Genomic DNA, 23,545 nt, shown 5'->3' with positions numbered 1-23,545 from the left:
TGCGGACCATCAAGGTCGCGATTCTATCGCATGGCAGACATGACCGACACCGCCTCGCGAGCCCGCAAGCGCTCGTCGCGGTGTGACGCCGACGCCCTGCGGATCGCCAAGCATGAACGTCAGAGCCCCGTCGATTGCAGTGTTCCACAAGCAACTATCGGCGCGCCGGAAGCGCTTGACGACTTCGGCATGCGGATGGCCATGAGGATTGCCACGCCCCGCACTGAACAAGACGGCTGCCGGCCGGGTCGACGACACCCAGGCGGGCGAGGAACTGGTGCGGCTGCCATGGTGGCCGGCCACGAGCACATCCACGTTGCCGCCCAGCCGCGACAGCAAGGCCTCTTCCACTTCGCTCCCGGCATCGCCACCGATCAACAGGCGTTGCCCACCGGCACTCACCAGCAATACACAGGAACGATCGTTGTCCGCTAGCGCCGAGGGGTCGGCAAACGGCCAGAGAAAGCGGAACTCGACACCATCCCACTGCCAGCGCTGGCCGGCACGGCAAGGTGTGACCGGCACCGCCAGCGATTCGACACCCGGCGACCACCAGCGCGCAACGGAGTGATCCTGGCGCAGGGCAGCGATACCGCCAGCATGGTCCGTATCGGCATGACTGACGATGACACCATCAAAGCGCTGCCCAACCGGCCAGAGCGTGGACAGCGGCATGAAGCCGGAACCGAAGCGCGGCCCTGTGTCATAGAGAAGACGATGTCGTGCAGTCCGCAATTCGATCAACTGACCCTGGCCGACGTCATGGAGACGGACTTTCACCCGGCCTTCGGGAAGACCGGGAGGCACCAGAGTCACACTCAACAGTCCAAGCGCAACACTGCCTGCCCAGCGTGGCACCAGACTCCACCCCGGCAGTGCCCAAAGCAGAGTCAGTGAGGCCAGCACCAGCGCCAGGGGCAAAGTCTGCCAGGCTGCCGGTTGCCATACTGGCGCCACGTCGACAGCGAGCGTCAACGCCCAGTAAACACCTGAGGCCAACCAACCGAACAGCGCCCAGCAGGCCTCCGCCAAGGGCGGCAGCCAGGCCAGCAACCAGCCTGCCAACCCCAGCGGTACCATGACGCTACCGACCAGCGGAACTGCCACGAGATTGATCAGCGGCGCTACCGGCGACAGCCGATCGAACGCGATCAGCACAGCAGCGGCCATCAGCGGCGCCAGCAGGCATTGGGTACGCAACAACGCCCATAGCCAGCCACGCACCCCATGCGGCCGAGGCCGTCCCTGCCAAGCCAGGATCAACAGCCCCACGGCCACAAAGGATAACCAGAGCCCCGGACGCCATAATGCCAGCGGATCGACCAGCAGCACGATGGCCAGTGCCAGCCACCAGCCTTGCCAGGGACCAGGCGCATGGCGCCCACTGGCCACCCACAGCCCGATCAACGTCATGATCATGGCACGCATGGCCGGTGGCTCGAGACCGGCCAACCAGGCGTAACCGACGGCCGCTCCGGCAGCACACCACCATGGCCAGGTCGTCATCCGCCAGCGTCGGGGCATGGTCAGGCGTGCCGTGCCGCGTGCCAACATCAGCATGAATGTGGACGCCAAACCGACATGCAGCCCGGAAATCACCATCAGATGCGTGGTACCGCTGGCATTGAGCAGCGCCCAGTCGCTATCGTCGAGGCGCTCGCCCTCACCCAAAGTCAGCGCTGCCAGCCAGCGACGTACCAAGCCATCTGAGGTGTGGTCATCAAGAAAGGCAAGCGCCCGTTCGCGCAGCCCCGGCCTGGCCTCGTCCAGTCGACGGGGCGAAGGGATATTGCGCACGTAACCGGTAGCACCGATCCCTTCGCGCCACAGCCAGGCGGCGTAATCGAAGGTGTGGGGGTTGGCGAAGCCAGATGGTGGGCGCACGCGCAGGGTCAACGTCCAGCGTTCGCCCTTTTCCAACGGGGGCGAGTCATACCAGTTGACCCGAACATGGCGCAATCGCCCGCAGGAGACGCGCACGGCCTCCAGGGGCTGACACGCTTCGAGCGAGAGACGCAGGCGTCGGAAACGCCCCTCGTCACTCAGTGACTCAATGCGCCCGGTGACTGCCACATCCTCGCTGGCCAGGCCGGCCGGTAGCACGGCACCGCGCGCCACCAGCACCTGCCCGGCACTGAAGGCAGCCACCACGATCAATGCAGCGGCAAGATAGCGTGAAGCCGCCAGGCTGATCAGTAGCGCCAGCGCCGCTGCGCCAAAGGCGCCGGCGGGCCCCCAAGCGCCTAGACAGGCACCGAGTATCGCTGCAATGGCCAGTGGCGCAGCCACCCCCATGAGCCCGTTCCTTGTCGCAAGACAGACCAGCCGTGGCACGATGGCGGCCATGTGTGGATAATGATCCGGATTCGAACCAGCGAGCCATGCCATGCCGCGCCGTCTGATCCAGCGCTACATGCCCCACCCGGACACCCTGAAGCGCACCCGCTCGCTGCGTTTCATGAGCCATATCATCGGCGATGCCTCGCTCTGGGTGCTTACCCGCCGCTCGGTGGGCAATGCCTTCATGGTGGGCCTGTTCTGCGCCCTGTTGCCGATCCCCTTCCAGATGTTGCTGGCGGCTTTCGGTGCCTGGCTATTGCGCTGCAACCTGCCGCTATCGGTTGGCTTGGTCTGGTTGACCAACCCGCTGACGATGCCGCCCATCTTCTACTGCAATTACCGGCTCGGTGCCTGGCTGCTCGACACGCCAGCCAGTCACGTTCCCGACCGGATCAGCACCCAGTGGATCGCCGAGCGCATGGTGGAAGCCTTGCCGGCCCTGCTGCTCGGTTCGCTGGTCTCCGCCGTCGTCCTCGGCCTGGCCGGCAATGCGCTGATCCGCCTGATCTGGCGCTGGCACGTCTCACGCAGTTGGCGTCGCCGTGCACGTCGTCGCAGGCAGGCCCGCCAACAAGCGGTTCCGCCTGCGGATACCCGCTCCTGCGCTGACGCGCCCACCCAGGAAGCCGACATCGATCCGCCAAGGCGTTGACGGTCAGGACGCTGCCAGGCGTCCTCCATCGAGCCTGAGCACCCGGTCCTGATGCTGGGCCAGGCCCGGGTCGTGGGTCACGATCACGAATGCACAGGCGCTCGTGGTCGATAGCTCATCCATCAATCCAAGGATGGTGGCTGCTGTCGCCTGATCGAGGTTACCGGTCGGCTCATCCATCAGCATGAGACTGGGATCGGTGATCAGCGCCCGGGCAATTGCCACTCGCTGGCGCTCTCCCCCGGACAGCTCGCCGGGCTTGTGGTGGCCCCGCTGGGCCATGCCCACCCGCTCGAGGATATCCATGGCTCGCCGCTCGGCCTCGCGGCGTTTCTGGCCGCGCACGATGAGCGGCAGTGCAGCGTTTTCACACGCCGTGAACTCGGCCAGCAAATGGTGAAACTGATAGACGAAGCCGATATGGCGGTTACGAAAATCCCCAAGCGCCGTATCGCTCAGCGCCGAAAGTGTCTGGCCGGCGATAGTCACCGTTCCCGACGTGGGCCGGTCGAGCCCCCCCAGCAGGTTGAGCAGCGTGGTCTTGCCCGAGCCGGAGCTGCCGACGATGGCAACTCGCTCTCCTGCGCCCACGTCGAGTTCGAGGTCATCAAGAACGGTCACGTCCTGTGGACCTTCATGGTATGTGCGAGTCAGGTTCCGGCACTCGAGCATTGGTTGTCTGGTCTGTTCGGTCATGACGGGCCCTTACTCGTAACGCAGCACTTCGGCCGGCTGGATACGCGCTGCACGCCAGGCCGGATATAAGGTGGAAAGGAAGCTCAATACCAAGGCCGACACCACGATGATGCCTACATCCTCGAGATTGAGTCGCGACGGCAGGTAGCTGATGAAGTAGACATTGGGATCCAGGAACTGGATGCCGGTCGTGGCTTCGAACCAGGCGATGATGTCCGAGATTGACAGGGCGAGAACGATGCCCAGGATGACCCCGATGACGATCCCGATGACGCCGATGGTCAGCCCCTGAACGATGAAGATACCCATGATCGACTTCGGCCGGGCACCGATGGTACGCAGGATGGCAATATCGGCATGCTTGTCGGTAACCACCATGACCAGCGTCGAGACGATGTTGAACGCTGCCACGGCGACGATCACCATCAGCAACAGGCCAATCATACGCTTCTCCATCTGGATTGCCTGGAACAGGTTGCCGTGGGTGTAGGTCCAGTCCATGCCCCGGTAGCCGTAGCCCAGGTCATTGACGATCTCGCGGGTGACCTGGTTGGCCAGGAACAGGTCGTCGAGTTCGAGGCGCAGGCCGCCTACCGCATCGCCCATGCGTGCCAGGGTCTGCATGTCTTCGATGTTGGCATAGGCGAGGCTGGCATCGATATCCGCCCCGACCTTGAAGGTCCCGCTCACGTTGAAGCGCTTGAGCCGCGGAAAGACCCCGGCCGGCGTGATGGAAGCCTCGGGCACCAGCAACGTGACCTTGTCACCGACACCGACACCGAGATTGCGCGCCAGCAGATCCCCCAGCACGATGTTCCATGACCCCGGCTCGAGCGAGTCGAGGCTGCCCTGCTGCATGTGATCCTCGATGATCGACACCTGGCGCTCGTATTCCGGCACGATGCCATAGACCAGGCCGCCTTCGTTGCGGCCACTTACCGAGAACATGCCCTGCTGTTGTACGTAGGGGGCAGCACCCACGACATGCTCGCGCTGCATCAGGCGCTCGGCCAGCGGCTTCCAGTCGGTCATGCCCGAGGGCTGCTCGATACGCGTATGCGGCACCATGCCCAGTACCCGCGAGCGCAGCTCATGATCGAAGCCGTTCATCACCGACAGCACCAGGATGAGCACGGCCACCCCCAGGGTGAGCCCCAGCATCGAGGTCAGGGAAATGAAGGAGATGAAGTGGTTACGTCGTTTGGCGCGCACATAGCGCAGCCCGATGAGAAAGGGTAGGCGATCCAGCATCAATTCGGTTCCTTGTCGACGAGCGGCCATGGTACGGTTTTTCGCGTCGTGACGCATCGCCGGGTAACGGTTCAAAAGGACTTGCATGTTGCGCGCCGGTCAATACAATGCCGCGGCCCACTGCGATGCTGACGGAGCCGAACCCTCAGCGGCGGTACGGTAAACGACTGGCCCTATGGAGACCGCCATGTCACAGCGTCTGTTCCCCGAGTGGTATCCGCAGGATGCCATCCAGCTCACCTGGCCGACTCGCGAGAGCGACTGGGCGCCCCAGCTCGAACGCATCGAAGCTACGCTGGAAGCCATGGTCGTCGCCATTGCACGCTATCAGGGGGTATTGATCACGGTCCCTGACCAAAGCACGCGAGAACGCCTGGCAGCGACCTTTGCCAATCTTGGTATTACTGCCGACCGGGTACGGATGGTCGAAGCGCCAGCCGATGACACCTGGGCCCGTGATCATGGCCCTATCGGGGTGGAGCGCGACGGCAAGGTCGTGTTGCTCGACTACACGTTTACTGGCTGGGGTGGCAAGTTTCCGGCCCAGCGTGACAACGCCCTGACCCAGTGCCTCGCGGCCAGCGGCACCTTCGTCACCGCGGTGGAATCACGCGACATGGTGCTGGAAGGCGGAGGCATCGAGACTGACGGACAGGGCACACTGCTGACCACCGAAGCCTGCCTGCTCAACGAGAACCGCAACCCGCAGCTTTCGCGCGACGAGGTCGAGGCGCGTCTACGGGCGGATTTCGGCGTCGAACGGGTACTGTGGCTAAAACATGGTCATCTCGAAGGCGACGACACCGACAGCCATATCGATACCCTGGCGCGTTTCTGTGACCCGCAGACCATCGCCTACGTGCGCTGCAACGATCGTGACGACCCGCACCATGCCGCACTGGCTGCGATGGAAGAGGAACTTCTGGCACTGCGGCAGTCTAACGGGGCGCCGTATCGCCTGGTTGCCCTGCCCTGGCCAAAGCCGTGCTTCGACCCCGAGGACGGCCACCGCCTGCCGGCGACCTACGCCAATTTCCTGATCATCAACGGCGCCGTGCTGGTTCCGACCTATGCCGATGCCGCCGATGCCCAGGCACTCAGGACGCTGGCCGAGGCATTTCCCGACCGCGACATCGTTCCTATCGACTGTCGCAGTGTCATTCGTCAACATGGCAGCCTACACTGCCTGACGATGCAGTTACCGCGAGGTACCCTGGCTGCGCCCGGGGCCCCGCAAGACGACGAGGAGCGTTGAGATGAGCAAGACCCTCAAGGTTGGCCTGGTCCAGCAAGCCGCATGGCCGGACAAGCAGCGCAGCCTGGACGAGAGCGAAGCCGGCATTCGCGAGTTGGCGGAGCGCGGCGCGGAACTGGTGCTGCTGCAGGAACTCCATGCCACGCACTATTTCTGCCAGTGCGAGGATGCCGAGCTGTTCGATCTGGCCGAACCGCTCGATGGCCCGACTGCCACACGCCTGGCCGATCTCGCTCGCGAACTCGATATCGTGCTGGTCGGCTCGATCTTCGAGCGTCGTGCTGCCGGGGTCTACCACAACACGGCCATCGTGCTCGACCGCAGTCGTGGGCGTGTGGGGCATTACCGCAAGATGCATATCCCCGACGATCCGGGCTTCTACGAGAAGTTCTACTTCACGCCGGGCGATGCCGATGCCGAGCAGGGCTTCGAACCTATCGACACCTCCGTGGGCCGTCTCGGCGTGCTGGTCTGCTGGGACCAGTGGTATCCGGAAGCCGCGCGCCTGATGGCACTGGCCGGGGCCGAGATCCTGCTCTACCCGACCGCCATCGGCTGGCATCCGCCCGATGACCTGCCCGAGAAAGGCCGCCAGAAGGACGCCTGGACCATCGTTCAGCGCGCCCATGGGGTGGCCAACGGCCTGCCGGTGATGGTCGCCAACCGCGTCGGTTTCGAACCCGACCACAGCAAGGTAAGCGAGGGAATCAACTTCTGGGGCGGCAGTTTCATCTGCGGTCCGCAGGGAGAATTCCTGGCCCATGCCGGCGACGAGCCCGAGCGCCTGCTGGTCGAGCTCGACATGAGCCGCAGCGAGCATGTGCGCCGCATGTGGCCTTACCTGCGCGACCGCCGCATCGATGCCTATGGCGACCTGACCAGGCGTTACCGCGACCGCTGATTGCCAGGCCCTTCATGCCGCCCGACGGGCCCGCTTCTGCGGGCCCGTCGCATTTTCCCGCCGGCATGAAAGCCGCAGGCGTTTGACGTAAACTACGCCCGCAAACGATTTACCGATCCGGTCCGCCCTTTACGCGGGCGACCTGCTGGAGACTCTGCATGACCCAAACCATCGTCGTGGCGGCGCTGTACAAGTTCGTCGCCCTGCCTGACTACGAAGCCCTGCGCGAGCCGCTGCTCGAAACGCTCAAGTCGCATGACATCAAGGGCACCCTGCTGCTCGCCGAAGAAGGCATCAATGGCACAGTGTCCGGTACCCGGGCAAGCATCGATGCCCTGCTGGCCTGGCTCAAGGAAGATAACCGCTTCGCAGGGATCGATCACAAGGAATCCTACTGCGAAGCTCACCCGTTCTATCGCACCAAGGTCAAGCTCAAGCGCGAGATCGTGACCCTCGGGGTGCAGGGCGTTGACCCCAACCAGCGCGTCGGCACCTACGTCGAACCTCAGGAGTGGAATGCCATCATCAGCGACCCCGAGGTCCTGGTGATCGATACACGCAACGACTACGAAGTGGAGATCGGCTCCTTCGAGGGAGCGGTGGATCCCCGGACCAAGTCCTTTCGCGAGTTTCCCGACTACGTCAAGCAGCATTACGACCCAAGCCGCCACAAGAAGGTCGCCATGTTCTGCACTGGCGGCATTCGTTGCGAAAAGGCCTCGAGCTACATGCTCAGCGAGGGCTTCGAGGAGGTCTTTCACCTCAAGGGCGGCATTCTCAACTACCTGGAAAAAGTGCCCGAAAACGAGTCGCTGTGGCGTGGTGAATGCTTCGTGTTCGACAATCGGGTCACCGTTCGCCATGACCTATCCGAAGGCGAGTTCGACCAGTGCCATGCCTGTCGCCGGCCGATTTCCGTGGAAGATCGTCAGTCGGAACACTACTCGCCTGGCATCAGCTGTCCGCACTGCTGGGATACATTGCCCGAAAAGACACGAGCCAGCGCCCGCGAACGTCAGCGTCAGATCGAGCTGGCCCGTGCCCGCAACCAGCCCCACCCGATTGGCCATGACCCGCGCCAGACGGCCAAGCTTTTGGAAGAAAGCGACGCATGATTCAGTGACGGCGTCCCTTGGGACGCCGTTTTCCCAAACGGTCCACTCGTGCCCCCGTAGAACTATTGGCCATTCCCTTATGTGCCGCTAAGATAACGGTATAAGAATTCAGAGGATGCCGCCATGGATATACAGTACCGCCTGCTGGCCGAACTCGAAGCCGCCTTCGATCAAGTGATCCAGCGTATCGAGAGCCTTCTGAGTCACTACGATGAAGCCTCTAGCGCAGCCTGGGCACTGGACACGCCTCGCCCGGATGCAGCATGGCTACGTCGAGCCTTGCTCGATTTCTGGTACGAGGATGGACAGGATGGTCGTGCCACACGCAGCTATGTCGGCTTGATTGCTGCAGACGACACATTGATGAACGCTGTAGTGCATGCCAATGCCGCAAAGGACCACTTTGCCGATGTGCTTGCGCAGATTCGAGAGCAGGCTGCCGACCTGATTCCCGAGATCAAGGCTGTCCTTCCGTTTCGCCATCCGGCACTGCACGACCATCTGCGCGGCCAAGGGCTGGCTCGCCTGCACCTCAAGCAATGCTGGCGTCACTTGCCGGTGGCCGATGCGCCATTGGCACGGGTGCGCCTGGCCTGGTATACCAGTGGCCGCTCCATCAAGCGCCTGAGCGTGCGCGAAGCCGAGCGCAAGTTGCTGGACCTGAATAGCGACGCTCCACATATTCGTATACAACTGAGGCGCCTTGCCGGCATACCCGACGGCGAGCCACTGGCCCAGGTCCAGCGACAGGCCCCTGTGATGCGTGCCAACCTGTTCTTTCAGGAGCCCCTCGCCGACGGACGTACCCGACGAGCCATGAACCTGCCGCTACCGCTGTTCATTCCCACGGCCGATGGTCGTCTGCCCGACCATAATCAGCCATTGCCGTCGCCACCGGCAGGACGAACCCGGGCCAAGCGCAGCGACGAAAAACTCGAGGAAGAGGCTTTCCTGCCCAGCCTTCGCGTCTATCGCTACAGGTCCGCCTGACACGAGCCGGGAAAGTGCAGAAGCAGGCAGGGCGAAAGCGTAGCAATAAAGCAAAGACCCGGCATATGCCGGGTCAGGGAGGAATCAGAACAGCCTGTTAAGGCCGTTCTGGGCGGCGACGCGGTAGGCCTCCGCCATGGTCGGGTAGTTGAAGGTGGTATGAATGAAGTACTTCAGGCTGTTGGCCTCGCCTTTCTGCTGCATGATCGCCTGGCCGATGTGAACGATCTCGGAAGCCTGGTCGCCAAAGCAGTGGATTCCCAGGATTTCCAGCGTCTCGCGATGGAACAGGATCTTGAGCATGCCCACCGTATCGCCGGTGATCTGGGCGCGGGCGGTATCCTTGAAGAAGGCTTGTGCCACCTCGTAGGGCACCTTGGCCTCGGTCAGTTCGCGCTCGGTCTTGCCCACCGAACTGATCTCGGGAATGGTATAGATGCCAGTGGGAATGTCATCGACGAAACGGAACTCCTCGTCGAGCAGGTCGGCGCTGGCATTGCGCCCCTGGTCATAAGCGGCACTCGCCAGGCTGGGCCAACCGATCACGTCGCCCACCGCATAGACATGCGGGATAGCTGTACGGTAATGCTCGTCGACCTGCAGTTGCCCGCGCCCGTTGGCTTCCAGCCCGATATTCTCGAGCCCCAGCTCGTCGGTATTGCCGGTACGCCCGTTGGCCCACAGGAAAGCATCGGCACGCAGCTTCTTCCCCGACTTCAGGTGCACCACGACGCCGGCTTCGTCGCCTTCGACCCGCTCGTACTCCTCGTTGTGGCGAACCAGGACGCCATGCTGCCGCAGATGGTAGGACAAGGCATCGCTGATCTCGTCGTCGAGGAACGACAGCAAGCGGTCACGAGTGTCGATGAGATCCACCTTGACACCCAGCCCCGAGAAGATCGAGGCATACTCGGAGCCGATGACACCGGCACCGTAGATGATCAGGGTCCGCGGCGTATGCGAAAGGCCCAGGATGGTATCGGAGCAATAGATGCGCGGATGGCGAAAATTCACATCGCCGGGTCGATAGGGACGCGAACCGGTGGCAATCACAATCTTCTGGGCACACAACTCCTCGGCACCCTCGTGGTTGTCCCGCACGACCACGGTATGCTCGTCCTTGAAGCGCGCTACCCCAAAGAACAGGTCGATGCGGTTGCGCGCATAGAATGTCGTGCGCATTTCGACCTGCTGCTCGATGGTCACCCGGGAGCGTTCGAGAACCTTGGCAAACGAGAACCAACGAGGCTCGCCGATATCGCGGAACATGCGGTTGGTGTTGAACTGCATGATCTGCTTGACCTGATGACGAAGCGCCTTGGACGGGATCGTACCCCAATGGGTGCAGTTCCCGCCCACCGCCGGCTGCTTCTCGACGATCGCGACCCGCTTGCCATGCTTGGCAGCGTTGATGGCCGCGCTTTCTCCTGCCGGCCCTGTACCAATGACTACTACATCGTAATTATGAACTGCCATTAGTCTCGTTGACTCCTCTCGCTCCGCTTGCGTTGTCACACCCCTCGGTTCAGCGTCGGGTAGCGTCATATCCCAGGTCGGCGCCACGCTGCTCGTCGTCCTCCCGGAAACGGGCAGCGTTGCGCTTGCGATTCTCTTCCTCGCAGACCTCATCCTTGCCACCACAGATATCGCAACCCTGCTTGAGACCAAGCCGGTTGAGTCCGCCACACGAACCGGCGATGGGCTTGCGTCCCAGCAGCACACCAATCGACATGGCAGTCACCATGAGCAGGATGAACGCGAAAGCCAGAATCCAGATAGTCATGGTTATCCCCCCTCTTGAGCGCTGTCTTCGAGATACCTCTCGAAGGCGGGGCTCATGCGTGTATCGAATCCGTCATCACTTCTGACAATGAAGTACACAGGAATGTTTTCTCGCTCGGCCAGGGCCAGTCCGGCCTCGGCACCCATGACAGTGAAGGCCGTGGCCAGCGCATCGGCAGTCATGCAGCGTTCGGTAATCACCGTCACCGATGCGACACGATTGGTAATCGGCTTGCCGGTGCGAGGATCGATGGTATGCGAATAGCGGATCCCATCGCTTTCAAAGTAGTTGCGGTAATCGCCCGAGGTCGCCACGCCGGCGTTGCCCAGATCGATGATTTGCTGAACACTGCGTTCGCTGGAGATCGGCTTTTCCACGGCAATACGCCAGGGCGTGCCATCCGGCTTCTCGCCATGGGTACGGATTTCACCCCCGATCTCGACCAGGTAATCCTCGACCCCCCAAGACGCCAGATAGTCGGCCACCTGATCGGTCGCATACCCCTTGGCGATGCCTGACAGATCGACATAGACCGGCTTGGTCTTGACGAGAGTCTCGCCGTCGAGCTGCAGGGCATGAACATCGACACGCGACAGCGCATCGGCCAATGCTGCAGCATCCGGAACGCGTTCCGGGCGACCTTCGGGACCGAAACCCCACAGGTTGACGGCAGGTCCAACCGTGACATCGAAGGCATCGTTCGATAATCGTGCGATACGCAGCGACTCCCCTATCACCTCTGCCGTAGGCGGCGACAGGAAGAAGGGAACGCCGACCGGATAGCGATTGAGACGGGAAAGCTCGGAATCGTCACGATAGGTCGACATCAACGCATCGACACGCTCTAGTTCCGCCTGGATACCCGCGTCAATCTCGGCGTAGCTCTCTTCGTCCAGATCGGCATACAGCGTGACATGGTAGCCAGTACCGAACACTGGCCCCTGGAAGCGATGGGCCTGGGGAGATGAGTCACACCCGGCAAGCAGCAGAAGGCACGCTATCAACAACAAGGCCAGCCCTCTCGGAGCCGGCCCTGCTGCGTTGCATGGCGGTATCGTCATCATCCGCCGAAGTCATCCAGCATGATGTTCTCGGGCTCGACCCCCAGGTCGGTCAGCATCTTGATGACCGACGCATTCATCATGGGCGGCCCGCACATGTAGTACTCGCAGTCTTCCGGTGCCGGATGATTCTTGAGGTACATGTCGTAGAGCACATTGTGAATGAAGCCTGTCGGCCCCTCCCAATTGTCCTCCGGCTGCGGATCGGAAAGCGCCAGATGCCACTCGAAGTTGTCAAACTCTTCGGCGAGCTGATCGTACTCTTCGTTGTAGAAGGTCTCGCGCCAGGAGCGTGCACCGTACCAGAATGACATCTTGCGCTTCGACTTGAGCCGCTTGAGCTGGTCGAAGATATGGCTACGCATCGGTGCCATGCCCGCACCGCCCCCGATGAAGACCATCTCGGCGTCGGTGTCCTTGGCAAAGAACTCACCGAACGGCCCCATCACGGTCACCTTGTCGCCCGGCTTGAGGCTGAAGACGTAGGTCGACATCAGGCCGGGCGGGTGGTTGGTGTTGGGCGGCGGCGTGGCGATACGAATGTTGAACTTGAGGATACCCTTCTCTTCCGGGTAGTTGGCCATCGAGTAGGCGCGGATGACTTCCTCGTCGTTCTTGTGGGAAATGTTGAAGAGACCAAACTTTTCCCAATCGCCCCGGTATTCCTCCTCGATATCGAAGTCGGAAAACTTGATGTCGTAAGGCGGCGCCACCAGCTGCACGTAGCCCCCGGCACGGAAAGCCACTTCCTCGCCCTCGGGCAGCTTGAGGTTGAGCTCCTTGATGAAGGTGGCCACGTTGGGGTTTTGGGTTACCTCACATTCCCATTTCTTGACACCAAAGACCTCTTCCGGCACCTCGACCTTCATGTCCTGCTTCACAGGTACCTGGCAGGAAAGACGCCAGCCGTCCTTCTTTTCGCGCATGGTGAAGTGGGACTCTTCAGTCGGCAGGATCGACCCGCCGCCCTCGGTGACCCGACACTTGCACTGGGCACAGGAGCCCCCACCGCCACACGCGGAAGACAGGAAGATGCCATTGGCGGCCAGGGTCTGCAGCAGTTTGCCGCCGGCCTGCGTCGTCATGGTGTTGTCGGGATCGTCATTGATCTCGATGGTGACATCGCCACTGCTGACGAGTCGGCTCCGTGCCGCCAGGATCACCGCAACCAGGCCAAGAATGACCACGGTGAACATGACGACGCCGAGCAAGATGATGGAAGTATCGACCATGTCGTTTTCCTATTCCCGTTGGCTTATAGCTGAACGCCGGAGAAGGACATGAAGCCCAGCGACATCAGCCCCACGGTGATGAAGGTGATACCCAGCCCCTGCAGGCCAGCCGGAACGTCACTGTACTTGAGCTTCTCGCGAATTCCCGCCAGGGCGGTGATTGCCAGCGCCCAGCCGACGCCGCAGCCGAACCCGTAGATCACGGACTCGCCGAATTCATAGTCACGCTGGACCATGAATAGCACCGAACCCAGGATGGCACAGTTGACCGTGATCAGCGGCAGGAACACGCCCAGCGCGTTGTAGAGTGCGGGCACGAACTTGTCGAGGAACATCTCGAGGATCTGCACCATCGCGGCAATCACGCCGATGTAGGAAAGATATCCGAGGAACGACAGGTCGATGTTCTCGGCGCCTTCCAGACCGGTCCAGGTCAGGGCACCCTCGCGCAACAGGTAGTTCAGAATCAGGTTGTTGGCCGGCACCGTGATGGTCAGTACCACGATGACGGCAATGCCCAGACCGATCGCCGAGGAGACCTTCTTGGATACGGCAAGGAACGTACACATCCCCAGGAAGAAGGCAAGCGCCATGTTCTCGACGAACACTGCCTGTACGAACAGGCTCAGATAATGCTCGAACATTACGCGGTCTCCTTGATCTTGGTCTTGCTGTTGGCAACGATCCGGTACTCGGTTTTCTCGACCTGGTCCGGGCTGAACGAACGCAGGATCCAGATCAGCAGGCCGATGACGAAGAACGCCGAGGGCGGCAGCAGCATCAGGCCGTTGGGCACGTACCAGCCACCGTTCTGGACCGCCGGCAGGATGGTGAAGCCAAACAGGCTGCCAGAGCCGAGAAGTTCACGCACGAAGCCGACGAACAGGAGGATCACGGCATAGCCCAGGCCGTTGCCCACGCCATCGAGGAAGCTCATCACCGGGCCGTTCTGCATGGCGTAGCCTTCGGCGCGTCCCATGACGATACAGTTGGTGATGATCAGGCCGACGAACACCGACAGCTGCTTGGACATTTCGTAGGCATATGCCTTGAGCAACTGGTCGACCACGATGACCAGCGAAGCAATGATGGTCATCTGCACGATGATGCGGATCGAGGAAGGAATATGGTGACGAATCAACGAGACGAACAGGTTGGAGAACGACGTCACCGCGATAACCGCCAGCCCCATGACCAGCGATACGCTCAAGGAGTTGGTCACCGCCAGCGCCGAACAGATACCCAGCACCTGCAAGGCGATGGGGTTGTTCTTGAACACCGGCGATAGGACGACGCTTTTGGGAGTATCAGAGGCCATGCTCACGCTCCTCCTTGCGAATTGTCATGAAACCGGGCGAGATAGTCGGCAAAGCCCATCTCGCTCAGCCAGAATTGCAGCATGTTGGTCACGCCACGGCTGGTCAGGGTCGCCCCGGACAGGGCATCGGCCTCGTACTCGGAGTCGGCCCCACCCTTGACCAGCTGGATCATCGGATCCATTGGGTCGTCAGCATAGACCTTCTTGCCCTGCCATTGGGATTTCCAGCGCGGATTGTCCACTTCACCGCCCAATCCCGGGGTCTCGGAGTGATCGTAGTAGGACAGGCCGACAATGGTGTTGCCATCCCCTTCCAGCGCCAGGAAGCCGCGCATCAAGCCCCACAGACCCTGGCCACGAATCGGCAGGATGATCTGCTCGGGATTCTCGGGATCACCGACCAGGTACACCGTCGCGTAGTTTTCCAGGCGCCCCAGGCCCGCCGGATCGTCACCGGACAAGGTACGGGAGGTGGCAGGATCCTTGGCAGCGTCGAACTGGTTGTAGGTCTCGGCATCGAGATCCTCGGCATATTCGCCGGTATCCAGGTTCACGACACGTGACGTGATCTGCTGGGCGAACTGTTCATTGACGTTGATGCCCGGCTGGTAGAGCTGAGCGACCTGCAGGATATTGCTCTTGCGGTCGAGTTCCTGATTCAGCACCTGTGCCGGACGCAGCACCACGGCGGCAGTGGAGACAACGACCGAGCAGACGATACACAGCGCCAGCGCGACCGTGAGCGTCTTCTTGATGGAGTTGTTGCTAGCCATCAGGCGGTCTCCTCGGTAACGGGGGTGTAGGACGCTTCACGTTTCTGGCGACGCTTGACGTTGGCCTGCACGATGAAGTGATCGATCAGTGGCGCGAACAGGTTGGCGAACAGGATCGCCAGCATGATGCCCTCGGGGAAGGCCGGGTTGACGACACGGATCAGCACCGTCATCACGCCGATCAGAATACCGAAGATCAGCTTGCCCTTGTTGGTCATAGAGGCCGACACCGGATCGGTGGCCATGAATACCAGGCCGAACGCCAGCCCGCCGATCACCAGATGCCAGTACCAGGGCAAGGCAAACATCGGATTGGTCTCGGAGCCGACGGCATTGAACAGCATGGCCGTACCCACGACACCCAGGAAGACGCCCAGCATGATGCGCCAGGAGGCAATGCGGGTCAGCAGCAACACGATGGCGCCGAGGAGAATGGCCAGCGTCGAGGTCTCGCCGACCGAGCCGGGCAGGAAGCCCAGGAAGGCATCCATCCAGCTGTACTGGTCGGTCAGCCCCGGCATGCCATCGGTGACTACCATCGACAGCGGCGTGGCCCCGGTATAGCCATCCGCGGCAACCCACACCGCATCACCGGAAATCTGTGCCGGGTAAGCGAAGTACAGGAATGCACGGCCCGTCAATGCCGGGTTGAGGAAGTTCTTGCCGGTCCCGCCAAAGATCTCCTTGCCGATCACGACACCGAAGGTGATCCCCAGAGCCACCTGCCAGAGCGGAATGGTCGGCGGCAGGATCAGGGCGAACAGCACCGAAGTGACGAAGAAGCCTTCGTTGACTTCGTGACCACGCTTGACCGCGAACAGCACTTCCCAGAAGCCCCCGACAACGAAGGTCACCAGGTAGATGGGCAGGAAATAGGTCGCCCCGAGCACGAAGTTGGCCCAGATGCTACCCGGGTCATGACCGCCGGCCAGTGCCAGGGTCAGCGCCTCGCGCCAGCCTCCCAGCGCACCGTAGCCGTTCTCGATCGCCATGTTCGCCTGCAGGCCGGCGTTGTACATGCCAAAGAACATCGCCGGGAAGGTGCAGAGCCACACCGTGATCATGATGCGCTTCAGGTCGATCCCGTCACGTACATGAGCCGTGCCCTTGGTGACATCGGGCGGCGCATAGAAAATGGTGTCCACGGCCTCATAGAGGGCGTAAAACTTCTCGTACTTGCCACCCTTGTGAAAGTGCGGCTCGAGATTGTCGAGTGTCTTGCGAATACCCATCATCAGGCCTCTTTCTCGATCGTGGTGAGGTTGTCACGCAGGATGGGACCGTACTCGTACTTGGCCGGGCACACGTAGGTGCACAGCGCGACGTCTTCCTCGTCCAACTCCAGGCAGCCGAGCAGCATGGCATTCTCGATATCGCCGACGATCAGCGAACGCAGCAACTGCGTGGGCAGGATATCCAGTGGCATGACCTCTTCGTACGCGCCTACCGGCACCATGGCACGCTCGGAGCCATTGGTGGAAGTGTCAGGCTTGTAATCGTTGAGGCCCAGGAAGCGGGAAATATAGATCCCCATGACCGAGTGGCGGTTGCGTCCTGGCGACAGCCAGCCCATGAAGGCCCGCTTGTTGCTTTCCTCGATCAGCGAGAACTGGTTGTGGAAACGCCCCAGGAAACGGCGTGATCCTTCCGCCGTGCTACCACCGAACACCGATCCGGAAATGACCCGCGTTTCTTCCGGCTGGAGCACCTCGCCCTCGAGCAGTTCGGCACTGCTCGCACCGACACGGGTACGCAGCAGGCGCGGCTGCTTGGCACGGGGGCCACCCACGGCAACGACACGCGTCATGTCCAGGCGCCCTTCGACGAACAGCTTGCCGATGGCAATGACATCCTGATAACCCAGATGCCAGACCTGCTTTTTCAGGCCGACTGGCGACAGGAAATGGATGTGCGTACCGACAAGCCCTGCTGGATGCAGCCCCTTGAAGGACTCGACCTGAACGCCAGCGACATCCTCGCCGGGAAGGCTTGCCTCGGGCGCCTTGCAGAGGAACACCTTGCCCGGTGTCAGGCGCTTGAGCACCTTGAGGCCATTGGCGAAGGCCTGCGGCGCCTCGTTGATGATCACGGCCGGATCGGCAGACAGCGGATGCGTGTCGATGGCGGTGACGAAGATATCGGCCGGCACGGCTTCCGGGGCAGGCGTACGCGAGAAGGGACGGGTTCGCAGGGCCGTCCACAGCCCCGAGTCGACCAACTGATCGACCACGGCCTGGCGATCCAGGCCTTCGAGCGCACTGGCATCATGAGCGGTGAACTCGACGGCCTCTTCCTGCTCGTCCAGTTGGATCACCACAGAAAGCAGCATGCGCTTTTCGCCGCGATTGATCGCAACCACTTCGCCGGCGCCCGGTGCGGTAAAACGCACACCTGGAATCTTCTTGTCGGTGAACAGCACCTGACCCAGCTTCACCCTGTCCCCTTCCCGGACCTCCATGGTCGGCTTCATGCCGACGTAGTCGGGTCCCAGGATCGCCACTTGACGTACCGGCCGCGCATCCTCGATACGCTGGTCCGGCGCCCCGGCGATGGGGAGATCCAGGCCTCGTTTGACATCGATCATAGTCTCGCCCAGTTATCGGATCTGATTTTCGAAAGGAAAGGGGTTCGACGCACGACGGTGACGAGCCTGGCCCACGCGATGGCACGCGCACATGTCAGCTGGCGTCACGGTGCTCGATTCTTTTCTTATCAGAAGGTTGTCCTGCACGACCCATGGCCAGACGGATCGCACCAATAAATCGCGACTATTATAAAGAGACGAGGATGGAAAGACTACCTGACCGAAGGTCGGCATCGGGGCGGAAGGCAAAAAAACGCCATGCCGACCGGAGCCGGCATGGCATTGGCGTCACTCAGGCACGAGCGCGCGGCAGGTAGAGAAAGTGCACGTTGGACATGTACTGCAGGATGCGCACCACCTGGCAGCTGTAGCCGAATTCGTTGTCGTACCATACATAAAGCACGGCATTCTTGCCGTCGACGATGGTCGCCTTGGCATCGACGATGCCAGCATGGCGGTTGCCGACGAAGTCGGAGGACACCACCTCGGGCGAATCGACATAGTCGATCTGCTTCTGCATCGAGGAATGCAGCGCCATGTCGCGCAGGTAGTTGTTGACGCTCTCGGTGTCGGACGCCTTCTCCAGGTTGAGATTGAGAATGGCCATGGAGACGTTCGGCGTCGGCACACGGATGGCATTGCCGGTCAGCTTGCCGCCCAGTTCGGGCAGTGCCTTGGCGACAGCCTTGGCGGCACCGGTTTCGGTCAACACCATGTTGAGCGGCGCACTGCGGCCACGACGGTCACCCTTGTGGTAGTTATCGATCAGGTTCTGGTCGTTGGTATAGGAGTGCACCGTCTCCATGTGGCCATGCTCGATGCCGTACTCGTCATTGATGGCCTTGAGCACCGGCACGATGGCGTTGGTCGTGCATGAGGCCGCCGAGATGATGCGATCCTCATCGCCGATGTCGCGATGGTTGATGCCATAGACGATGTTCTTGACGCTTCCCTTGCCAGGTGCCGTGAGCAGCGCCTTGGCAACGCCCTTGCAGGCCAGGTGCTGGGACAGCCCCTCCTCGTCGCGCCATTTACCGGTATTGTCGACGACGATGGCGTTGTCGATGCCATAGGCGGTGTAATCGACCTCGCTGGGCGAATTGGCGTTGATCACCTGGATGTAGTTGCCGTTGGCAATGATCGCCTTGTTGTCATGATCGACGCTGATCGAGCCGGCAAACGGGCCGTGGATGGAGTCGCGACGCAACAGGCTGGCGCGCTTCTCGAGATCGTCGCCGCTGCCATCACCACGCACCACGATGGCACGCAGGCGAAGCAGGTTGCCCCCCCCGGCCTTCTCGACCAGGATACGCGCCAGGATACGTCCGATACGCCCGAAGCCGTAGAGGACGACGTCCTTGGGCTCTCCCCCCATGCCGTTTTCGCCGTGCTTGCCGACGATTTCGGCAAGTTCTTCACGCAGGTAGTCCTCGACATCGCTGCGACCGCTTTTCTTGAACGAGACGGCCAGTTTGCCCAGGTCGATGTGCGCGGGACCGAGGTCGAGCTCGGTCATTGCCTTGACCAGCGGGAAGGTATCGCGAACGGAAAGCTCGGTGCCCTCGACCTTCTTCACATAGCGATGATTCTTGAGAATCCGGATGACCGAGCGGTTGATCAGCGAACGGCCATACAGGGAAGGCACGACATTGTACTTGCGGTACAGCTTGCCGAGCAGGGGAATCATTTCCTCGGCGACAGCCTCATTGTCCTGCCATTCCTGAAAATGAGCGTCGAGCTTTTCCTGACTCACGTACTACTCCCTTCCTTACGGAATCGCGAATGAAATTTCCTGTTCATTATCCTTGCCATGCGTCAGCCAGCGCAATTGCTGTATGGTCGCAGAAGTTGTAAGACCACTACAGAAATCCGGGGTTGACTACAAACCGGTTTCCGGCTTTGCGGTGTCAAAAGAAACGAACAGCCACGTCAGTATGCGGGTTTTCTCCCACGGACGCCGCCCCTGTTATCATTTGCCCAACACCCTAACCTTTGCTTGAAGACGCCAATGTCGAACTTTTCTCCGCTGGCCCCGCCCAGCCCTACCGGAACGCGCGATACGCTCTACTGGCAGGCTCCCCACGGCGCAGCAACGGCGCTGGCCCTGGCCCGGCTGGCCGATGATGCCCCGCTATTGGTAATCACCCCGGATACCGCCTCGGCCCAGCGCCTGGAAAACGCCTTGCGCTTCTTTGCCAGGGTTCCGGTCATGCCGTTTCCCGATTGGGAAACCCTGCCCTATGACAGCTTCTCCCCGCACCAGGACATCGTTTCCGAGCGTCTGCGCACCTTGCGTCGCCTGCAGGACACCCGGGATGGCATCGTACTGGTACCGATCAATACGTTGATGCAGCGCCTGCCACCCAGCGACTACATCGCCGGGCGCGTCCTCACCTTGAGCGTGGGCATGACGCTCGATCGCGAGGGCTTCCGGGAGACCTTGTCCCGGGCCGGCTACCGGGCCGTGGAGACCGTCTACGAACCCGGCGAATATGCCCTGCGCGGCGCCATCATCGACCTGTTCCCGATGGGCAGCAGTGCCCCGTTGCGAATCGACCTGTTCGATGACGAGGTCGACACGCTGCGCCATTTCGATCCCGATACCCAGCGCAGTCAGGACAAGGTAGAAAGTGTCGAACTGCTGCCGGCTCACGAATATTCGTTATCGCGTTCGGCGATTGCCTGCTTCCGCGAAGGCTTCGAGACGCTATTTGACGTCGACCCACGGCAATGCCCGTTGTACAACGATGCGCTCAAGGGTATTCCGGCACCGGGACTCGAGCAGTACCTGCCCTTGTTCTTCGAGGAGACCGCGTCGCTATTCGATCATCTCGTCGATGACACCCGCGTGGCCCTGCTGCCAGGCGTTTTCGGTGCAGCGGAGCATCACTGGACTGCCATAGAAAGCCGTTACGAAAACCTGGGCGTCGATCCGACCCGGCCACTGCTGCCTCCCGCACGGGCGTTCATTCCGGTTCCCGAGGTGTTTGCCGCCATCAAGGGCAGGCCACGTGTCGAACTAATCACCGACGAAGACCACCCGCACGCCCGCCTGCCAGCCACCCAAGGCCCGCCTCAGGTAGCAATCAATGCCCGGGCTCAGAAGCCCCTGGCGCGTCTCGAGGAGTTTCTCGCCTCGCACTGCGAGATGCGCGTGCTGTTCGTCGCCGAGTCGCGAGGCCGTCGCGAAGCCTTGGCAGAGACTCTCGGTGTACTGCACCTCGACCTGCCCCATGTTGACGGCTGGCCGGCCTTCCTCGGCGGCAACTCGCGTCTGGCGATCACCGAGGGTGAACTCGACGAGGGACTCTGGCTAAGCGGCTCGGGGCTTGGCGACCCCACCCTGGCCATCGTCACCGAAACCGAACTTTACGGCGACGTGGTGCGCCAGACCCGGCGCCGCGAGAAGGCCACCGACGACAACGAGCTGGCGATTCGTCACCTGTCCGAACTGCGCCCCGGTGCGCCGGTCGTTCACCAGACCCATGGCGTGGGCCGTTATCAGGGCCTCGAGACCCTGGAAGCCGGGGGCCAGGCCGCCGAATTCGTCGCGCTGGAATATGCCGGTGGCGCCAAGCTCTACGTACCGGTGGACAGCCTGCACCTGATCTCGCGCTATGCCGGCGCCAGCGACGAGCTGGCACCGCTTCACAGACTGGGTTCTGACACTTGGGACAAGGCCAAGAAGAAGGCCGCCGAGAAGATTCGCGATACCGCCGCCGAACTTCTCGATGTGTATGCGCGGCGCGAGGCCCGCGAAGGCTTCGCCTGCGACCCACCGGGTGAGGAGTACCAGCGCTTCGCGGCCAGCTTCCCGTTCGAGGAGACCCCCGACCAGCGTGCGGCGATCCATGCGGTGATCGGCGACATGACTGCACCGCGCCCCATGGATCGCGTGGTGTGCGGTGATGTCGGCTTCGGCAAGACCGAAGTCGCCATGCGTGCCGCCTTCCTGGCCGTGCATTCCGGTCGTCAGGTCGTGGTACTGGTCCCCACCACCCTGCTCGCCCAGCAGCACTACGACAATTTCCGCGACCGCTTTGCCGATACCGCAGTACAGATCGAACTGATCTCACGCTTTACCGGCGGCAAGGGCCAGGCGGATACCCTGAAGCGTATCGAGGAAGGTCGCGCCGATATCGTCATCGGCACACACAAGCTGCTGTCCAAGTCGATGAAGCTCCCCAACATGGGCCTGCTGATCATCGACGAGGAGCATCGCTTCGGGGTGGCCCAGAAGGAACGCCTCAAGAGCCTGCGCGCCGAGGTGGACATCCTGACGCTGACCGCCACCCCTATCCCACGCACATTGAACATGGCAATGAGCGGCATCCGCGACCTGTCGATCATCGCCACCCCGCCGGCCCGACGGCTGTCGGTAAAGACCTTCGTCCAGCAACGCAACGAACCCGTGATCAAGGAGGCGATCCTGCGCGAGATCCTGCGCGGCGGCCAGGTGTACTTCCTGCACAACGAGGTCAAGACCATCGAACCCGCGGCCCGCAAGATTACGGAACTGGTGCCAGAGGCCCGGGTCGGCATCGCTCATGGGCAGTTGCCAGAGCGTTCGCTGGAGCGGGTGATGTCGGATTTCTACCATAAACGTTTCAACGTGCTGGTCTGCTCGACGATCATTGAAACCGGCATCGACGTCCCCAGCGCCAACACCATTCTCATCGAGCGTGCCGACAAGTTCGGCCTGGCCCAGCTCCACCAGTTGCGGGGACGCGTCGGACGCAGCCACCACCAGGCCTATGCCTACCTGCTTACACCGCCACCCAAGGCCATCACCAAGGATGCCATCAAGCGCCTGGAGGCCATCGGCCAGGCCGAGGATCTGGGCGCCGGCTTCACTCTGGCCAGCCATGACATGGAAATACGCGGGGCTGGCGAGCTGCTGGGGGACGAGCAGAGCGGCCAGATGGAAACTATCGGCTACAGCCTTTACATGCAGATGCTCGATCGCGCCGTGAAGGCAATCCGCGCCGGCAAGACGCCCAACATCGAGGCGCCACTGGACGAGGGCGTGGAAGTCAGTCTCAACCTGCCGGCACTGATTCCCGACGACTACCTGCATGATGTACAGCAACGCCTGATCATGTACAAGCGCATCAGCAATGCTGCCGACGAAGCGGAACTCAAGGAACTGCAGGTGGAGATGATCGATCGCTTCGGCCTGCTGCCCGCCCCGGTCAAGACCCTGTTCCGCCAGACCCGTCTGCGCCAGCGTGCCGAGCGCCTGGGCATCGTGCGCCTCGAGGCAGGGCCCGAGCGCGGCCGGGTGATCTTCGGCGCCAACCCGGCCGTGGACCCCATGACCCTGGTCAACCTGATCCAGCGCGACCCCAGGCACTACAGGCTGGAAGGCGCCGAGATACTGCGTTTCGAGGCCAGCATGGAGGGTGAGGACGCCCGCTTCCAAGAGGTGGAAGGCCTGCTCGACACCCTCAATCGCAAGGCCCAGGCGGCGTGAGTCGACCGCTGCAAATTATCGCTTGCAGGCATTGTGTCCCGGGGCGATACACAGGAATATACTCGATCTTCCGGCACCCCGCCGGTTACGAGGATTGAATAGGTCGCGTCTGATGCGAGTT

The 23,545-nt window shown here is 61.8% G+C and carries 19 protein-coding genes; 6 read left to right on the top strand and 13 right to left on the bottom strand.

Annotated features, from left to right (window positions below; all coding sequences use genetic code 11):
- Window positions 1-9 precede the first annotated feature (9 nt).
- Window positions 10-2,388, bottom strand: a complete 2,379-nt coding sequence (locus tag BM194_RS10055) for a DNA internalization-related competence protein ComEC/Rec2 (RefSeq protein WP_244890930.1) — start codon at window positions 2,386-2,388, stop codon at window positions 10-12.
- On the opposite strand from BM194_RS10055, the gene BM194_RS10050 reads away from it, so the two are divergent.
- Window positions 2,387-2,992, top strand: coding sequence for a DUF2062 domain-containing protein (locus BM194_RS10050; protein ID WP_244890929.1), 606 nt, complete (start codon window positions 2,387-2,389; stop codon window positions 2,990-2,992). The two genes, BM194_RS10055 and BM194_RS10050, sit on opposite strands and share 2 nt — an antisense overlap.
- 3 nt (window positions 2,993-2,995) lie before the next feature.
- On the opposite strand, the gene BM194_RS10045 is transcribed toward BM194_RS10050, so the two are convergent.
- On the bottom strand, window positions 2,996-3,688 hold the full coding sequence (locus BM194_RS10045; protein ID WP_244890928.1) for an ABC transporter ATP-binding protein: 693 nt from the start codon (window positions 3,686-3,688) through the stop codon (window positions 2,996-2,998).
- Between the two features lie 9 nt (window positions 3,689-3,697).
- The gene (locus BM194_RS10040; RefSeq protein ID WP_092846297.1) at window positions 3,698-4,939 is read right to left on the bottom strand and encodes a lipoprotein-releasing ABC transporter permease subunit; all 1,242 of its coding nucleotides are present in this window, start codon (window positions 4,937-4,939) and stop codon (window positions 3,698-3,700) included.
- Between the two features lie 187 nt (window positions 4,940-5,126).
- Here BM194_RS10040 and BM194_RS10035 point away from each other — a divergent pair, with 187 nt between their 5' ends.
- From BM194_RS10035 to BM194_RS10020, 4 genes are all read left to right on the top strand, one after another.
- Complete coding sequence (locus BM194_RS10035) at window positions 5,127-6,194, top strand: agmatine deiminase family protein (RefSeq protein WP_092846295.1); 1,068 nt, start codon at window positions 5,127-5,129, stop codon at window positions 6,192-6,194.
- Window position 6,195: 1 nt separating this feature from the next.
- Window positions 6,196-7,095, top strand: coding sequence for a carbon-nitrogen hydrolase (locus BM194_RS10030; RefSeq protein WP_092846293.1), 900 nt, complete (start codon window positions 6,196-6,198; stop codon window positions 7,093-7,095).
- Between the two features lie 158 nt (window positions 7,096-7,253).
- Window positions 7,254-8,210: an oxygen-dependent tRNA uridine(34) hydroxylase TrhO gene (trhO, locus tag BM194_RS10025; RefSeq protein ID WP_092846291.1), complete on the top strand. Its 957-nt coding sequence runs from the start codon at window positions 7,254-7,256 to the stop codon at window positions 8,208-8,210.
- A gap of 123 nt (window positions 8,211-8,333) precedes the next feature.
- On the top strand, window positions 8,334-9,200 hold the full coding sequence (locus tag BM194_RS10020; protein WP_092846289.1) for a DNA replication terminus site-binding protein: 867 nt from the start codon (window positions 8,334-8,336) through the stop codon (window positions 9,198-9,200).
- An 84-nt stretch (window positions 9,201-9,284) separates the two neighbouring features.
- Here the strand turns inward: BM194_RS10020 and sthA are convergent, their stop codons facing one another.
- From sthA to BM194_RS09970, 10 genes are all read right to left on the bottom strand, one after another.
- Window positions 9,285-10,676 carry a Si-specific NAD(P)(+) transhydrogenase gene (gene sthA, locus BM194_RS10015; protein ID WP_092846287.1) on the bottom strand — a complete coding sequence of 464 codons (1,392 nt, stop codon included), beginning with the start codon at window positions 10,674-10,676 and terminating at the stop codon, window positions 9,285-9,287.
- Between the two features lie 49 nt (window positions 10,677-10,725).
- A complete protein-coding gene (gene nqrM, locus BM194_RS10010; RefSeq protein WP_092846285.1) occupies window positions 10,726-10,983 on the bottom strand; it encodes a (Na+)-NQR maturation NqrM in 258 nt (85 codons plus the stop codon).
- 2 nt (window positions 10,984-10,985) lie between these two features.
- Entirely contained in the window at window positions 10,986-11,993 is a 1,008-nt protein-coding gene (locus BM194_RS10005) for an FAD:protein FMN transferase (protein ID WP_243836112.1), read from the bottom strand.
- A gap of 50 nt (window positions 11,994-12,043) precedes the next feature.
- Window positions 12,044-13,276, bottom strand: coding sequence for an NADH:ubiquinone reductase (Na(+)-transporting) subunit F (nqrF, locus tag BM194_RS10000; protein ID WP_092846283.1), 1,233 nt, complete (start codon window positions 13,274-13,276; stop codon window positions 12,044-12,046).
- A gap of 23 nt (window positions 13,277-13,299) precedes the next feature.
- Complete coding sequence (gene nqrE, locus BM194_RS09995) at window positions 13,300-13,920, bottom strand: NADH:ubiquinone reductase (Na(+)-transporting) subunit E (protein WP_092846282.1); 621 nt, start codon at window positions 13,918-13,920, stop codon at window positions 13,300-13,302.
- Entirely contained in the window at window positions 13,920-14,594 is a 675-nt protein-coding gene (locus BM194_RS09990; protein WP_092846280.1) for an NADH:ubiquinone reductase (Na(+)-transporting) subunit D, read from the bottom strand. The genes nqrE and BM194_RS09990 overlap by 1 nt, the downstream gene beginning before the upstream one ends.
- Window positions 14,595-14,596: 2 nt before the next feature.
- A complete protein-coding gene (locus BM194_RS09985; RefSeq protein ID WP_092846278.1) occupies window positions 14,597-15,370 on the bottom strand; it encodes a Na(+)-translocating NADH-quinone reductase subunit C in 774 nt (257 codons plus the stop codon).
- The gene (locus BM194_RS09980) at window positions 15,367-16,602 is read right to left on the bottom strand and encodes an NADH:ubiquinone reductase (Na(+)-transporting) subunit B (protein WP_092846276.1); all 1,236 of its coding nucleotides are present in this window, start codon (window positions 16,600-16,602) and stop codon (window positions 15,367-15,369) included. The genes BM194_RS09985 and BM194_RS09980 overlap by 4 nt, the downstream gene beginning before the upstream one ends.
- Entirely contained in the window at window positions 16,602-17,951 is a 1,350-nt protein-coding gene (locus BM194_RS09975; RefSeq protein ID WP_092846274.1) for a Na(+)-translocating NADH-quinone reductase subunit A, read from the bottom strand. The genes BM194_RS09980 and BM194_RS09975 overlap by 1 nt, the downstream gene beginning before the upstream one ends.
- A gap of 292 nt (window positions 17,952-18,243) precedes the next feature.
- Entirely contained in the window at window positions 18,244-19,704 is a 1,461-nt protein-coding gene (locus tag BM194_RS09970; protein ID WP_092846272.1) for a glyceraldehyde-3-phosphate dehydrogenase, read from the bottom strand.
- Window positions 19,705-19,959: 255 nt separating this feature from the next.
- Between BM194_RS09970 and mfd the strand changes: the two genes are divergently transcribed.
- Window positions 19,960-23,424, top strand: a complete 3,465-nt coding sequence (mfd, locus tag BM194_RS09965) for a transcription-repair coupling factor (protein WP_092846270.1) — start codon at window positions 19,960-19,962, stop codon at window positions 23,422-23,424.
- Window positions 23,425-23,545 lie beyond the last annotated feature (121 nt).

Source organism: Modicisalibacter xianhensis, from assembly GCF_900113605.1.
Lineage (GTDB): Bacteria > Pseudomonadota > Gammaproteobacteria > Pseudomonadales > Halomonadaceae > Modicisalibacter > Modicisalibacter xianhensis.
The sequence above is the reverse complement of the archived record's forward strand: the minus strand, read 5'-3'. Positions and strand labels throughout refer to the sequence as shown.

Coding starts and splice junctions, on each gene's coding strand:
- BM194_RS10050 (WP_244890929.1), top strand. CDS start 2,387: ATGCCGCGCCGTCTGATCCAGCGCTACATGCCCCACCCGGACACCCTG.
- BM194_RS10055 (WP_244890930.1), bottom strand. CDS start 2,388: ATGGCATGGCTCGCTGGTTCGAATCCGGATCATTATCCACACATGGCC.
- BM194_RS10045 (WP_244890928.1), bottom strand. CDS start 3,688: ATGACCGAACAGACCAGACAACCAATGCTCGAGTGCCGGAACCTGACT.
- BM194_RS10040 (WP_092846297.1), bottom strand. CDS start 4,939: ATGCTGGATCGCCTACCCTTTCTCATCGGGCTGCGCTATGTGCGCGCC.
- BM194_RS10035 (WP_092846295.1), top strand. CDS start 5,127: ATGTCACAGCGTCTGTTCCCCGAGTGGTATCCGCAGGATGCCATCCAG.
- BM194_RS10030 (WP_092846293.1), top strand. CDS start 6,196: ATGAGCAAGACCCTCAAGGTTGGCCTGGTCCAGCAAGCCGCATGGCCG.
- trhO (WP_092846291.1), top strand. CDS start 7,254: ATGACCCAAACCATCGTCGTGGCGGCGCTGTACAAGTTCGTCGCCCTG.
- BM194_RS10020 (WP_092846289.1), top strand. CDS start 8,334: ATGGATATACAGTACCGCCTGCTGGCCGAACTCGAAGCCGCCTTCGAT.
- sthA (WP_092846287.1), bottom strand. CDS start 10,676: ATGGCAGTTCATAATTACGATGTAGTAGTCATTGGTACAGGGCCGGCA.
- nqrM (WP_092846285.1), bottom strand. CDS start 10,983: ATGACTATCTGGATTCTGGCTTTCGCGTTCATCCTGCTCATGGTGACT.
- nqrF (WP_092846283.1), bottom strand. CDS start 13,276: ATGGTCGATACTTCCATCATCTTGCTCGGCGTCGTCATGTTCACCGTG.
- nqrE (WP_092846282.1), bottom strand. CDS start 13,920: ATGTTCGAGCATTATCTGAGCCTGTTCGTACAGGCAGTGTTCGTCGAG.
- BM194_RS09990 (WP_092846280.1), bottom strand. CDS start 14,594: ATGGCCTCTGATACTCCCAAAAGCGTCGTCCTATCGCCGGTGTTCAAG.
- BM194_RS09980 (WP_092846276.1), bottom strand. CDS start 16,602: ATGATGGGTATTCGCAAGACACTCGACAATCTCGAGCCGCACTTTCAC.
- BM194_RS09975 (WP_092846274.1), bottom strand. CDS start 17,951: ATGATCGATGTCAAACGAGGCCTGGATCTCCCCATCGCCGGGGCGCCG.
- mfd (WP_092846270.1), top strand. CDS start 19,960: ATGTCGAACTTTTCTCCGCTGGCCCCGCCCAGCCCTACCGGAACGCGC.